Below are 14380 nucleotides of genomic sequence, written 5' to 3' on the forward strand. Positions count from 1 at the left end.
GCAATTGCGAAATTGCGCAGCGTGCTTGATGTTTCTTACCGCCCATGCGTTTGTTTCACACTGGCGCGATGTTCGCGGCCTAGAATAACCAGACGCTTAAAAACGGTGCTGCCTTCAGAGCGCATCCAACAGGAGACGAAGGCGCTGCGAATCTTGACGATCCGCACGCCACCCACTGCCATGACCCGTCCGCAAACACCACAGACGACCCATCGGATCGCGCTGCTGTTCAACGCGAACAAGGTGTATGACCGCGAGATCATCACCGGCATCGGCAATTACCTGCTGTCGACGCGCGTGGCGTGGGATCTCTTCCTTGAAGAAGATTTCCGCTGCCGGTTGACGGGTATCGAGCGTTTCGACGGCGACGGCATCATCGCGGATTTCGACGATCCCGCTGTGGGTGAAGCGCTGAGAGACTGTCCGTTGCCGGTGGTGGCAGTCGGTTCATCGTTCGAAGATCCGGCGCACTACCCCCCGGACTTACCCTATATCGCGACCGATAACGCCAAGCTCGTTTCGCTCGCCTACACGCATCTGATCGGCGCGGGACTCGAGCACTTCGCCCTGTATAGCCTGCCGCAAGCGCAGGAGAATCGCTGGGCGCAACAACGTGAGTTGGCATTCGCTCACCTGCGCAGCACGGACGGCCATAGCGCCGAGCAGATCGGCACCGAGATCTATCGTGGCCTGTCGACCAGCGCGCCGTCGTGGAATCAGGCAACCGAGCAGCTCACCGCTTGGCTCGCCCAGTTGCCGAAGCCGGTCGGCATCATCGCCGTCACCGACGCCCGCGCTCGGCATCTGCTGCAGGCATGCTTGATCGCGGGTATTCCCGTGCCTGAAGAAGTGGCGATCATCGGCATCGACAACGACCCGCTCACGCGTACGCTGACCCGTATTCCGCTTTCCTCCGTGATTCAAGGCACCGAGGAAATGGGCCGCACCGCCGCTCACTTGCTGCATCAAATGCTGCACGGCGCGCGTTTTCCGGGGCGGCGCATTCTCGTGCCACCGGTCGGCATCAATGTGCTCGAATCGACGAAACACCAGCCGCTCGCGAGTCCGTATGTGATGCGCGCACGGCACTTCATCCGCCAGTATGCGTGCCAGGGCATCCGCACCGAACAGGTTGCCGATTACGTGGGCGTGTCGCGTTCGTCGCTCGAAGAGTACTTTCGGCGCGAACGGCAGTGCACCGTGCATCAGGAAATCCTGCGCCATAAACTCGATGTCGCGAAAGCGCTGCTGGCGAAGCGCGATGCGTCGAGTGCCGAGGTGGCGATCCGTTGCGGCTTCACGTCGCTGCAATACATGTACGCGGTGTTTCGCCGCGAACTCGGCTGTACGCCGCGCGAATACCAGGATCGTGTGAATTCGACCGCAACGCCCGGCTGAGCATGCCTTTCACCTTTTCTTTCCACCGACGACATGATCAGCATCGCACCACTTTCCTCTGAGCCATGGGGCACACTGCCCGGCGGCGATCCTGTGCGGCTCTTCACGCTGCGCAATGCGCACGGCATGAAGGTCGCCATCAGCGACCTGGGCGCGACGCTGGTCTCGTGGCATGCGCCGGACCGCACGGGTCGTCTCGGCGACATCCTGCTCGGCCACGACACGCCCGCCGAATACGTTGCGGCCACAACCTACATGGGCGGATTGATCGGCCGTTGGGCGAACCGCATTGCCGATGCGCGTTTCACGCTCGACGGCATCGAGTACACGCTCGATCGCAATGAAGGCGCGAATCTGCTGCATGGCGGCACGCAGGGTTTTCATCGCGCACTGTGGGACGTGACCGAAGACAACGGTGCGCTGGTTATGCGTCTGGAATCGCCCGAAGGCGACGCCGGTTTTCCGGGCAACGTCACGGTGCAAGTGCGTTACTCACTCGACGACGACGGCACCTTGACGATCGCCTATGAAGCGATCACGGACGCCCCTACGCCACTCAATCTGACGAGCCATCCGTATTTCAACCTGACGGGTCGGCGGGGTGCCGACATTCGCGGACATGTGCTGTCGATCAATGCTGACCGGTTCTTCGAAGTCGATGCGTCGATGATTCCTTGCGAGCTTGCCGAAGTGGCAGGCAATGCGTTCGACTTCAGACAGAGCGCGCCCATCGGTGCACGGCTCGATTGGCCGCATGCGCAGCTTGCGAGGGCCGGTGGCTTCGACCACTGCTATGTACTGCGTGACGCGCCTGACGCCACGATGGCCGGACGCGAACCGCAGGTACGCCAGGTTGCATGCGCCTATGACCCCGGCAGCGGACGCGAACTGACCGTCTCGACCGATCAGCGCGGCTTACAGTTCTACACCGGCAATTTCCTGAAAGGCGACACGGGACGCGGCGGCATCGCCTACCAGGCGTACTCCGGACTGTGTCTCGAAGCGAGTGGCTTTCCGAATGAAGTCAATATGGCCGAGCAGGATCAGGTCATCGTGCGGCCTGGCAGCGCATACCGGCAGGTGACGGCGTACCGCGTAGGTGTACGTTCTGGAGTCTGAAGCAATTCTTCAAATCTTAGGAAGAGCATTACATAACGCCGACTTATCATTTGCTGCAAGACTGAATTACGGGTTTAGGGGTTTGCCCTAGATCGCCCGCTTCCTAGAATCCCTCCATAGGCCGCCGAACACATGTTGCGGCGCCGAATAAAACATCCTCGGAGGGACGCATCATGAAATCGCTGATCAAAGCAGTCGCACTGGTCGTTGTACTCGCAGCCCCGGTCGCTTCGTTCGCACAGTCCGAGCAACCGCTGACCCGCGCGGAGGTCAAGGCGCAACTGATCCAGATTGAACAGGCCGGCTACAACCCCGCCGCTGCAACCGACTCGACCTACCCCGCGGACATTCAGGCAGCCGAAGCACGCGTAGCCGCACAGCATGACGCCACCGGTTATGGTTCTTCGGCAAACGGCTCATCGCAAACCGGCACACCCGTACCCGCTGCGCCTGCGGTTCAGCCCGAACCGATGGGCGGCCAGTAAAACGCTAACGTTGTCTGTTGTTGCGTAGTTCGATGCGAGCCATGCTTGTTGAAGCATGCGCTCGCATGAACGCGTTCCACTGCGCATGACGATGACAGCGCAGTGTCAGAAAATCCTTTGACGAAAATAATGGCTCATATATCCTAGGGCGGCAGTTTGGTGGTTCTCGCAGCGCGGTCTATTTGCATCAGCGAGGACTTCTACTCAACGTCGCTTCGGGTTCCATCGTGAAAGTCCGTGGTCCATTGGTGAGATATCAGCCTGGTCGGGAAAGAACCTTCCTGTCCGGCTGTTCGATCGCTCATCAGGGGAGCAACTGCGCTTCGCCATCCCGCCCCCTGTCCATCGATACCGTGTTGTCGCGTCGATCCGTCCGTCGACACAACGTCATTGCAGCACCCGCAGCTATCGGGGTGCGCACCGACGAAATCGCGTCGCTTCTGCCTTAGCCCCCTTCTCTTTTCGCGAGCAAGTGTTGCATGCGATCAGGCCGCTTTATCTAGCGGTCGAACGTCTGCAATGCGTTTGTCTGTCCGCGCTTTGCATTTGTCTTGCTAGCGTTGGCCGGCTTATAGCGCTCGCCTCTCTGCGTCCCTTTTAGCTCTGCTGTGCGCTTGCGCTGCGGCAGGCGGCGTCACGTCCTTTACTCGTCCGCATTCGTGCGGAACGTATGGACGTGTGGATCGTCACGCTCGTGCATCGGTACCTGCGCTGCGGCGAAAACTGAAGATCGAAACCAAGGAGATAGTCGAATGAAGATCCGTCATGCCAAGCTTCTCTCGCTCACCGGCACGATGCTGTGCTCGTTGACCGCTTTAACCCCGATGAACGCTGCACACGCAGCGGATACGACGATCAACGTCTACAACTGGTCGGACTACATCGCCAAAGACACGATTACCGGCTTCGAAAAGCAATCCGGCATCACGGTGAAATACGACAGCTACGATAGCGACGACACGTTGCAGGCGAAACTACTGGCAGGCAGTTCCGGGTATGACATCGTTGTGCCCACATCGAGTTATATGGCGCGCCAGATCGAGGCCGGCGTGTATCAGAAGATCGACAAATCGAAGATGCCGAACCTCGCGAACCTCGATCCGGGTTTGATGAAACTGATTGCCGATGCGGACCCCGGCAATCAATACGGCGTACCTTGGGCGTGGGGCACGGACGGTGTCGGCTATAACGTTCAGGCCGTGAAAAAAGCACTCGGCGCCGATGCGCCGGTTGATAGTTGGTCGCTGTTGTTCGACCCGCAGAATCTTTCGAAGCTGAAGAGTTGTGGCGTGTCTTTCCTCGACGCAGCGGCGGATGTTTTCCCGGCCGTGCTTCAGTACATGCATAAGGACCCGAACAGCACCAATCCCGGCGATTACCAGGCCGCATACGAAGTGCTGAAGAAAGTGCGACCGTATATCACGCAGTTCAATTCGTCCGGCTACATCAACGATCTGGCGAACAACGATATCTGTGTGGCGTTGGGCTATTCGGGCGATGTGGGAATTGCCCGGCGACGTGCGTCGGAAGCGAAGCGTTCGTACGACGTTCGGTTCTCGAATATCAAGGACGCGGGCCTGCTTTGGATGGACGTGATGGTGATTCCGAAAGATGCCCCGCATCCGGAAGCGGCGATGAAGTGGATGAACTACATCGAAGATCCGAAGGTAAGCGCGGCGATTACGAACGAAGTGTTTTATCCGACTGCGAATCGCGCGGCGAGGCAGTTTGTGACGCCGGCGATCGAGCAGGATGCGAATGTGTATCCGCCTGAAGCTGTGCTGAACAAGATGACGTTGATGCGGCCGCAGCCTGCGCCGATCATGCGGCTTGAAAACCGGCTGTGGGCGCAGTTGAAGTCGGGGAGTTGAGTTCGGTTTAGCTGGTGTAGTCTGCTGACGATAGGTGTCACCTTTTGCGCGTGGCGCATGCAGTGGGTGTGTGCGCTACGCCCTTTTTGAAGCTCTGCTTTTTTAACTCTGTTTGCATCGAACCATTATGAGCATTATGAATATCGTAGATTTTGCGCAGCCTGCCAAGGAAAGCGTTGAGTACATGCCGAAGGCGGAAGCAGTGCTTTCCGGCAATCCTTCGCAGCTTGTTCACACGCATTTTTCCAGTCCCTGTGGGCAGCTCGCGGCTGGCGTTTGGGAGGGAGCTTGCGGGCAATGGACGGTGAACTTCACCGAGAGTGAGTATTGCGAAATACTCGAGGGCGTGTCCGTGATTCGGGATGCGCATGGGACAAGCAAGACTGTGCGGGCTGGGGATCGGTTTTTTATTCCGGCCGGGTTTAAGGGGACGTGGGAAGTGGTTGAGCCGTGTAAGAAGATTTTTGTTTCGGTGGAGTTTAAGGCGTAGGTTGCGGTGGTGCTGCTTTCAGGCTTCGCTGTTGATCGCGCATCACGGGTGGAGTCTGGTCGATCGCATTCCTCGCTTTTCTGGTGACCTATCAATTCATGTTCTGGATACCGACTTTGCTCGTGTCGTACGGATTTTCGCCAGCGAGCGCGGCGTTGGGCTCCGCGGCGAGCGCAATCGGCGGCATTCTACTAACGCTTGGGTTTTCGCCGCAGCGAATCGTGTTGTTCAACTGCTTGCCGATTTTCCTGATTATTGCCTTGCTCGCGATCTCGCAGCTCTACCCGCGACGGTCGCGAGCTGGTCAGGTGCGTACCGATTGACGGCGGCAAGGTCAGGAGTGTTCGTCGATCCACGCCTCGTGCAACACTTGAGATGTTGAGACAGGATGCGACCCTATCCCCGACAGATCTCACGAAATCAAACGGGTAAGTTCGTCGTGAAGCTCCTTTGAAAGCGACACGCCGTGCTCAACGCTGCGCTGTCGCGCATCGAATCGTCGCTGAGAGGGCAGACGCGCGCCCTGACCTACGATTCCTTCAAACAGAGTCTCGGCGCGCTGCAGGTTGTCCGTAGGGGCAGCGCCGGCGAAGACTGCAGGGTCGAAAGCGATGACGATTTCACCATGACAGGGGGCCGCGCCTACGTCTTCGTCAAAAGCCAGCGATTCCGGGCTGAGCATATCGCCAATTAACGGACCAGCCAGCAACTCAACCATCGCTGAGAGCGCGGAACCCTTATAGCCTCCGAATGTAAGCATGGCACCCCTCAATGCTTTATCGGGATCATCGGTAGCTTGACCGTTTTCGTCGATCGCCCAGTCACTCGGGATCTTCGAGCCAGACCGCTTATGCAGCTCGATGTCGCCACGGGCGATTCTGCTCGTAGCCATGTCGAACACAAACGGAAAGGGGCCTGGACGTGGCCAGGCGAACGCGATCGGGTTGGTTCCAAATAGCGGCTTGTTTCCGCCAGCAGGTGCTACACAGCTATGGGTCGGTGTCATGGCCAGTGCGGCTACGCCTTCAGCAGCAATTGCCTCGACCTCCGGCCACAAAGCGCTGAAGTGAAAGCAGTTGTTGATTGCCAGGGCCGCGATACCAGATCTCTTCGCCTTTTCAACGAGTACTCGACTCCCCAGTTCAAAAGCAAGCGGAGAGAATCCGAACCGAGCATCGACTTTAACAAGCGAAGGCGAGACATCGTTTATCTGCGGTTCGGCATCAGCATTGATTTTGCCCATCTTCAGCGTTTTTACGCATCCAATAAGGCGCCATACACCGTGTGAGTGGCAATCGTCCCGTTGACCCGCAACGAGTACCTTCGCCATCGCGTCCGATTGACGCGCGCTGAGTCCATTGGATGCCAATACTTCAAAGGCCAACTTGTGCAGGTGATCAAGTGAAAGAACTATTTCTGCCATGTCTTCTGAAGTCCGTCTTTTATTAGTGGCCGCGCGGCCACGCGCATTCGATTTGTATCCAGCGTCTGGTGATGATCATCGGGGACATCGCTACTGCGATCTCTTTGTCGACGATGGTGGAGTGTTCGCGGCCAGCTAATTGATCAGGCCGGCTTTACTTGGGCGCAATATCCCGTCGCACCCGCTTGATATGCTGCTCCACGTAAAACCCTGCTGCGTCACCATCGCCGCTCACGATTGACTCGTAAATAAGCCGATGCTCGGACGCATACAGGCGTATCCGTAGCGGATCGTAAATCGCGTCGTCCTTTAGCCGCTTCCACAATGGTTGATCCATTGTTTTCGCTACCTCGTCTGCGATCTTGACGAGCAGAGCGTCACCCGTCATGACCGCCAATTGCCGGTGGAACAATCTATCGCTGTTATTCCACAGCGCACGCTCTTCGAGATTGGTGATATCGTGAATTGTCTCCATCTCTGCAAGATATTGCTCAGCCAGGCGATCGCGCTTGCCTCGTGCGGCGGCTCGACGTGCGATTGCAGGTTCGAGGATGAATCGCGTTTCGAGCGTTCCCGTTGGACTGAAATCTGGCTCCGCGTTCTGAGTTCCATGATTGCCGTCGACGTTAAGCAAACGCTCAGAAGCTGCCGAGGAGACGTAGGTACCGGAATTCCGTTTCGTCACAACGAGGCCTTCATTCTGAAGAGCCCCTATTGCCTCTCGAACCGCAGGTCGGCCGACGCCATAGAGCGCTGCAAGTTCGCGTTCCGATGGCAGCCGGGACTCGGCCGCGAACCGTCCCGTGCGGATTTCTTCCTTGATCTTCTCCTCGACCTGCTCATAAATCTGCAGTGGTCTGAAATTCGATTCGAGATCCTGCCGTGTCGTACCCATCTCACTTCCTTTCATTTCCTGACGCCCGATGCGCGGGAGTTCACCTGTCATTGACGGATAATTATCATACGTCGTGGCGACATGATGCCATCTCCTGATGCGACCACGCATGAAGTGTTCCCCGTGGCTCGCACAAGGCAAAAAGGGCGGCGGCATCCCATTTCAGAATGCGCCGCGAAGGCACCAAGGAGATGGGCCAAAAGGTGTCACGCCAGTGCGGCAGTTGCCGTCGAAGCAGCGCCTGTAATCTGCGCTCTCTACCGCACCAGGAACCCGTAGGTCAAAGGATCGCGCTCGTCGATCAACCACGTTCCGTAGCCGCAGATAAACGCATTCCCTTCGATCTCAGGAATCACTGCATCGAATTCACCGCATGTCGTCTCACTCAGCACGCGGCCCTTGAAGATCGTTCCGATGATCGACTCGTTCACGAGCGTCCCATCCGGGGGTAGCTTGCCACGCTGGTAGAGCTGGGCAACGCGTCCTGCGGTGCCGGACCCTGTTGGCGATCGGTCAACCTCGCGATCGGCGAAGATGCAGCAGTTCGCCTGAGTCGATCCCGGATGGCGGGGCGTATTCGAAATGATCGTGCCGTAGAGCCCTCTGATTTCTGGAATCTCCGGATGAACGATGTCAAACGCTGCGTTAGTTGCCTGGGTGATCTCGTCGCCGAACTGCTTCAGTCGATCAACGTTGTTTTCGCCTACCGCCATATCGTACTGTGCGCCATCGACGTAGAAATAGAACGCGCCTCCGTAAGCGATGTCTCCGGACACGGGGCCGAACGTTGGCGTATTGACGGTGACGTCCTTTTTCCAGACGAATGACGGCACATTCACAAAACGCACATTCCCTGCATTTTCGCCGTCCCACTGGACGAAAGCTTCGAGGAATCCGCAAGGCGCATCGATACCCACACGCGTTTCTGGCGACGTGCGCTCAATCCACCCCAGTTCAACCGCTGCGGTGGCCAGCGCAATGGTCCCGTGGCCGCAATGGGGGCTGTAGTCCTTATTCTGCGTAAAGATGATGCCGAAATCCGCGCCTTCGGTCACCGGCTCAGTGAGGAAGCCTCCGTACATATCGGCATGGCCTCGAGGCTCCAGCATCATGGCGCTCCGCAACTCATCCGCATGCTTCTGGATCCACTCCCGCCGCTCCACGATGGTTTTCCCCGCGAGACGCGGGAAACCATTGGTGATGATGCGAAACGGCTCACCACCGGTGTGCATTTCGATCGTGTTAAGTGTTCTGGTAATTCGCATAGATACTCCGTCTTGCTTACTATTTTCGTTGAGACCTTAGTTGCCGTACGTTACGACGGCGCCATCCTTGAATGTGTACACGGTCGTCGCCGAGCTTTTCAGATCATGATGTACGTCGAACGAGTACTCGCCGGCCACGCCGGTGTAGGCGGACTTGGCGAGTTGCGCACCAATTTTGGCGCGGTCGGATGTCGTGCCAGCCTTCACCATCGCGTCAGCCAACAGCTTCATGCCGTCGTAATAGCTCACGCCATACACCTGCGTATCGACGTTGAAGGTTGTCTTGTACTTTTTGAGGAACGCGCTACCTGCTGGCGTCTTGTCCAGCGAGACCCCGCCTTGGGAGCAATACGCATTCGTCGCTGCGGGACCTGCGATTTTGGCCATATCAGACGTACAGATTCCGTCGCCACCCAACAGCTTCGCCCGCAAGCCGAGCTGACGCATCTGTTTGACAAGCGGGCCGCTTTGCGACGCGTAGCCACCATAGAAGATGACGTCGGGATTCGTCGCCTTGATCTGAGAGAGGACACCCTTGAAATCGACGGCCTGACCATTCGTGTATTGCTGGTCGATAATCTTCAGCCCGCGTGCCTTGGCCACGCTCATGAACTCTTCGGCCACGCCTTGCCCGTAGGCCGACCGGTCATCCATGACTGCCGCTGTTTTCGCTTTAAGCGTATCGACGGCGAAATTCGCCATCGCACCGCCGAGTTGCCCGTCACTAGCTCCGATACGAAAGACTTCGTTAAAGCCTTGGAGAGTCAACGCCGGGTTTGACGCAACCGAAAGCATCGGGATGCCAGCGTTCTGGTAGAGCCTGGAGGCCGGAATCGCGACTCCGGAATTGTATGGGCCCAGAACTGCGGCCACCTTGGCGTCGACCAGCTTCTGCGCGACCTGCACCCCGATCCGGGGATCCGCCTGGTCATCTTGCGATACCAATTTGAATGTTACGCTTTTGCCGGAAATCGTTGTTCCGGCGCTATTCAGCTCGTCAACCGCCATGCGCGCACCATTCTCGTTGTCTTTCCCCTCCGACGCCTGGGGGCCGGTCAAAGGCCCGGAAACTCCAACAAGAACAACCTCTTGGGCGCTTGCGCTGCCGAAGACGAGAACTGCAGCGACCGTCATTGCCGAATAGACCAATTTTTTCATCGCACACCCCAAGTGGTTAAAGTACACTGGACTCGATAGTGACCACTTTTGGTTCTATTTGCAACCATTGCAAAATAAAATCTCACAGGGGGTTTCCCCTGGCCGTAGGCGGTCGCAGAGCAGCGCCTGGGACCACGACCAAGAATGATTGATCATTTGACTATGACTACTTCAGACTCCCAAACTCCCGCGATCATCGGCTATGCAACCCCGTGGAGCGCACACGCTGGTCAGGAACTGGCGTTCAAAATCAGTTCGCGCGGCGCTCGCGCCTTTACGGCGACTGTTGAGCGCATAGATTGTTGTGACCCAAACCCCGATGGGCCTGGGATGAAACTGGTCCCGATCGATGTCCGGCTGCAAAGCACCTACCCAGGACAGGAGCAGCCAGTATTTCCCGGCTCCTGCGCTTACGGCCCGATGCCGGCTCTGGAGAACATTCAGCACATCAAGCTCTACCTGACGGTTCAACCCACGCTTGAAGACGCTTCCCTCCAGACATTGGTCGCTCTTCAGAACCACGATGGAACGCATGGTGTAACGATCGCTCTCACTCGCGGCGAACTTGTTTTCCAGAGCCTCGCGAACGGGGAGCTGATCACAACAGGCGTACCTGTCGCAGCCGATCTGTGGACAAATCTGCAGATATCGATCGACCGTGACGGGCACATCCGGGCGATTAGCTCCGGTACAAACGCACGCGAAGAGGCATTCAGGAACGTGGCGGACTTTGAAGTGCCGTTCTCTGCCGCCTCGTTCGACGCTACTTCCGTGTGCTTTGCGGCTGTCTGGACAGGACACCCGGAGCACGCCTTCAACGGCTTCATCGAAAGCCCGGAGTTGCGCGCGCCCAGCAACGATGCACGCGGCGATCAGCGCGAGGACATCCTGTTGGCACATTGGGACTTCACGCCAACGCTTGCTCACACGAGCGTACCGAACTGCCTTGATAGCGGAGCCCCGTTGACGCTTGTGAACGCACCAATGAGGGCAGTTCGGTCGTCGGGGTGGACCGGACGCGAGCTGGACTGGAAGCATGCACCGAATGAATACGCCGCGATCCGGTTCCACGCTGACGACCTGTCGGACTGTGGCTGGCAAACGTCGGTACATCTGAAAATTCCGGCCGACATGGCATCGGGTGTCTATGGACTGCGCGTGGACAATGGAGAAGGGGTCGATACGATTCCGTTTTACGTCACGGTTGCGCCGGAGGGGAAGCATGCGCGCATCGCGTTTCTTGCACCCACGCTGACTTACTTGGCCTACGCCAACAACGCTCGCGGAAATTTTTCGGGCGCGCTTGCCGATCGCGTGGACAAATGGGGCGGCTATCCTCACAACCCGGACGTCGTAACTGCATTTGGTACATCAACATACAACTCCCACAGTGATGGCTCAGGTATAAGCCTCTCCTCCCGCCTGCGCCCGATTCTCACAATGCGTCCAGGTTATCTGACGTTCCTTGACGAGCATGGCTCAGGTCTGCGCCACTTCTCCGCGGACTCCCATCTGACCAACTGGTTAAGGGAAAAAGGATTCGAGTTTGATGTCGTTACGGACGAGGATCTCGATGAGCGAGGCGTCGACGCGTTGAAGCACTATGACGTCGTCCTGACCGGCTCTCACCCCGAATACCATACCCGCCGAATGCTCGATGCGTTCCTCGCCTATCGGTCTGCGGGTGGAAGCCTGATGTACCTTGGCGGAAACGGGTTCTACTGGAAAATCGGGCGCGCAGCGTCTGCACCGCATCTGCTCGAAATTCGTCGAGCCGAGGCGGGCATGCGGGTATGGGAAAGTCAGCCCGGTGAGTACTACAACCAGTTGGATGGCGAGTATGGGGGGATGTGGCGTCGAAACGGATTGCCGCCGCAAAAAGTTGCGGGAGTCGGGTTTACGGCGGAGGGAGATTTTCGGGGCACATTCTATCGCCGCACGCCGGCCTCGTTTGCCACCGAACATTCCTGGCTGTTCGCGGGGGTTAAAGCAGGAGCAGGAGAACCACTTGGAAACTTCGGCTTGTCTGGCGGCGGCGCTGCGGGCTTTGAAATTGATCAAACTGCGGCCGACCTCGGCACGCCCGCCTACGTGACAGTGGTCGCGTACTCCGACAATCACGACGCCAGTTTCGTGACCGTTCCCGAGGAGCTTCTCTTCAATCGAATGGTCGGCAAACCTAGAGTGCATAGCGGCATTCGAGCCCACATGATCTGCGGCTTCGGCCCGAGCGGCGGCGGACTATTCGCAGTCGGCTCAATCTCGTTTCTCGGAAGTCTCTACTGCGCCGGTTATGACAACGACGTCTCGCAAATCGTCGAGAACTGTTTGCGCCGCTTTCTGGCCGTCTCCCACAGCTCCCGCAAGTTGCCCTTAAAGCAAGTTTGAAAGGCGCGGTTTTCCGCGCCCTGGTTTGCTTATCCAAACTTGACGAAATTGTGCACCGGCAGCGGGCCGCCCGGAATTTGAACTAACTTGCCCCCGGCTTCGAGCGACCCCAGGTCAATGCCGAAGAAACCGAACTGCTCGATCAATCCGCTCACCGCCGCTTTCGCCTGCGCGTCGTCTCCCGCGAAGAACAACACGCGGCGTCCGCCTTCGGCCTGCGGATCCTTCGAGAGAAGATGTGCCGGAAGATGGTTGAACGCCTTCACGACGCGTGCGCCCGGCACGAGTTCCGCGAAGATTCCGCTCGACGTCCGGCCATGCAATTCGGCCGGTTTGAACAGCGGCGGCTCGATCGGGTTGTTCGCGTCAATCACGATGCGTCCGCCGAAGTCCGGCAGCCCGGCCAGGGCGGTCGGCAGCTTCGTCCAGTTGACGGCGACAAGGACGATGTCCTGCGCGGCCGCCTGTTCGCGCGTTCCCGGCGTGATCGAGGGGCCGAGCTCGCGTGCGAGGTCGGCGAGTGAGGCCGGGCCTCGGCTGTTCGCGATGACGGCTTTGAGGCCTTTGCCCGCCAGCGCTCTCGCGAACGCGGACCCGATGGCGCCTGCTCCGATGATACCGATGGTGCTCATAACGATGCTCCTGGTGAAGAGTGATCAATCAAGTGATAAGCCGGCAAGGAGAGGGACATCTGAGGTTCACTCCCGGGGCTAGGTGACTGAATGTTGCCGCCTTTATTGCTTGATGATTAGCTGTGAATCGCTTGAATTATTTTCAAGCAATGCTTTAAGATTGCTGGATGGAAACCCTCGCCAACCTCGAGTCGTTTGTCCGCAGCGCCGAAACGGGCAGCTTCTCCGCGGCCGCGCGGCGTCTTGCGCTGACGCCCGCCGCGGTCAGCCGGAACGTTGCGCTGCTCGAACGCAATCTTGGCGTGCGGCTGTTCCAGCGCTCGACGCGCAAGCTCACGCTGACCGAGGCAGGCGAGCGCTTTCTCGTGGAAATCGGCGGCAATCTGGATGCGCTGCAGGCGGCAATCGCGTCCGTGTCGAACGATCGCAGCGAGCCGGCCGGCGTGCTGAAAGTCAGCATGGCGCCAACGTTCGGCATCACGTACGTCATGCCGCTGCTGCCGGCGTTCCTCGCACGCTATCCAATGATTCGTCCGGATTGGCACTTCGAGAACCGGCCGGTTGACCTGATTGAAGAGGGATACGATGCCGCGCTGGGTGGTGGCTTCGATCTCGCCCCGGGCGTCGTGTCGCGCGCATTGGCGCCTGCGCATCTCGTGGCGGTCGCGTCTCCGGCATACATGGCCGGCCGCATCACACCGGCCGATCCCGGCGATCTTGCGGACCTCGACGGCATCGTGATGCGCTCTAGCCGCACGGGCCGCGTGCGCCACCGGACGATGCGCGACGCAGTGGGCAATGAGATGCCCGCACAGCTTGGCGAGACCATCATGGTCAATGACCCGGCAGCGATGCGCGAGGCAGCGATTCTCGGACTGGGCGTGACGCTGCTGGCCGTGTCGGACGTGCTGTCGTCGATTGAACGGGGGGAACTCGTGCGATTGCTACCGCGCTGGTACGCGGACGCCGGGGCGATCTCGATCTACTACGCGACGCGAGCGCTGCTGCCGGCGAAAACACGGGTGTTTGTCGATTTCGTTGTCGAGGCGTTCGAGCGGGAGCGGTTGGCTGAGAGGTTTGCGGGCAACATCGGGTGAGTCGCGCCGCGCAGGCACGCTCCCTTCTTCCCCACGAAATGCACCGTTCCTGAACGCGTTCGCCGGTAACACGCGCAGGCGCACGGAACCGGTGCGCCGACGACGGCCGCGCCTCCGTTAAAGACCAGCCCGCGTCTCCCTCACAGCCGCACCAGACCT

Annotated in this window: 13 protein-coding genes; 8 read left to right on the forward strand and 5 right to left on the reverse strand. The window is 58.7% G+C overall.

Annotated features, from left to right (window positions below; all coding sequences use genetic code 11):
• Window positions 1-180 precede the first annotated feature (180 nt).
• The 6 genes from FSO04_RS00205 to FSO04_RS47045 all read left to right on the forward strand — a co-directional run bounded on the left by FSO04_RS00205 (window position 181) and on the right by FSO04_RS47045 (window position 5686).
• Window positions 181-1398, forward strand: a complete 1218-nt coding sequence (locus FSO04_RS00205) for a XylR family transcriptional regulator (RefSeq protein WP_154558009.1) — start codon at window positions 181-183, stop codon at window positions 1396-1398.
• Between the two features lie 33 nt (window positions 1399-1431).
• Window positions 1432-2517 (forward strand): aldose epimerase family protein, encoded by a 1086-nt coding sequence (locus FSO04_RS00210; protein WP_154557823.1) that lies wholly within the window; start codon window positions 1432-1434, stop codon window positions 2515-2517.
• A gap of 173 nt (window positions 2518-2690) precedes the next feature.
• Window positions 2691-3002 (forward strand): DUF4148 domain-containing protein, encoded by a 312-nt coding sequence (locus FSO04_RS00215; protein ID WP_154557824.1) that lies wholly within the window; start codon window positions 2691-2693, stop codon window positions 3000-3002.
• 794 nt (window positions 3003-3796) lie between these two features.
• Window positions 3797-4873 (forward strand): polyamine ABC transporter substrate-binding protein, encoded by a 1077-nt coding sequence (locus tag FSO04_RS00220; protein ID WP_233464703.1) that lies wholly within the window; start codon window positions 3797-3799, stop codon window positions 4871-4873.
• Between the two features lie 127 nt (window positions 4874-5000).
• Window positions 5001-5363: a cupin domain-containing protein gene (locus FSO04_RS00225; RefSeq protein ID WP_154557826.1), complete on the forward strand. Its 363-nt coding sequence runs from the start codon at window positions 5001-5003 to the stop codon at window positions 5361-5363.
• Between the two features lie 83 nt (window positions 5364-5446).
• On the forward strand, window positions 5447-5686 hold the full coding sequence (locus tag FSO04_RS47045; RefSeq protein WP_199203002.1) for a hypothetical protein: 240 nt from the start codon (window positions 5447-5449) through the stop codon (window positions 5684-5686).
• Window positions 5687-5775: 89 nt separating this feature from the next.
• Here the strand turns inward: FSO04_RS47045 and FSO04_RS00230 are convergent, their stop codons facing one another.
• From FSO04_RS00230 to FSO04_RS00245, 4 genes are all read right to left on the reverse strand, one after another.
• Window positions 5776-6786 carry an Ldh family oxidoreductase gene (locus FSO04_RS00230; protein ID WP_154557827.1) on the reverse strand — a complete coding sequence of 337 codons (1011 nt, stop codon included), beginning with the start codon at window positions 6784-6786 and terminating at the stop codon, window positions 5776-5778.
• A gap of 154 nt (window positions 6787-6940) precedes the next feature.
• A complete protein-coding gene (locus FSO04_RS00235; protein WP_154558010.1) occupies window positions 6941-7681 on the reverse strand; it encodes a FadR/GntR family transcriptional regulator in 741 nt (246 codons plus the stop codon).
• Window positions 7682-7938: 257 nt separating this feature from the next.
• Window positions 7939-8946: a trans-3-hydroxy-L-proline dehydratase gene (lhpH, locus tag FSO04_RS00240; protein ID WP_154557828.1), complete on the reverse strand. Its 1008-nt coding sequence runs from the start codon at window positions 8944-8946 to the stop codon at window positions 7939-7941.
• Between the two features lie 36 nt (window positions 8947-8982).
• Window positions 8983-10104, reverse strand: a complete 1122-nt coding sequence (locus tag FSO04_RS00245) for a branched-chain amino acid ABC transporter substrate-binding protein (RefSeq protein ID WP_154557829.1) — start codon at window positions 10102-10104, stop codon at window positions 8983-8985.
• 144 nt (window positions 10105-10248) lie between these two features.
• On the opposite strand from FSO04_RS00245, the gene FSO04_RS00250 reads away from it, so the two are divergent.
• Entirely contained in the window at window positions 10249-12492 is a 2244-nt protein-coding gene (locus FSO04_RS00250; protein WP_233464695.1) for a N,N-dimethylformamidase beta subunit family domain-containing protein, read from the forward strand.
• Window positions 12493-12521: 29 nt separating this feature from the next.
• Here the strand turns inward: FSO04_RS00250 and FSO04_RS00255 are convergent, their stop codons facing one another.
• Window positions 12522-13124 carry an NADPH-dependent F420 reductase gene (locus tag FSO04_RS00255; protein WP_154557830.1) on the reverse strand — a complete coding sequence of 201 codons (603 nt, stop codon included), beginning with the start codon at window positions 13122-13124 and terminating at the stop codon, window positions 12522-12524.
• 167 nt (window positions 13125-13291) lie between these two features.
• Between FSO04_RS00255 and FSO04_RS00260 the strand changes: the two genes are divergently transcribed.
• Window positions 13292-14221, forward strand: a complete 930-nt coding sequence (locus FSO04_RS00260; protein WP_154557831.1) for a LysR family transcriptional regulator — start codon at window positions 13292-13294, stop codon at window positions 14219-14221.
• Window positions 14222-14380 lie beyond the last annotated feature (159 nt).

The organism is Paraburkholderia madseniana, from assembly GCF_009690905.1.
Taxonomy (GTDB): domain Bacteria; phylum Pseudomonadota; class Gammaproteobacteria; order Burkholderiales; family Burkholderiaceae; genus Paraburkholderia; species Paraburkholderia madseniana.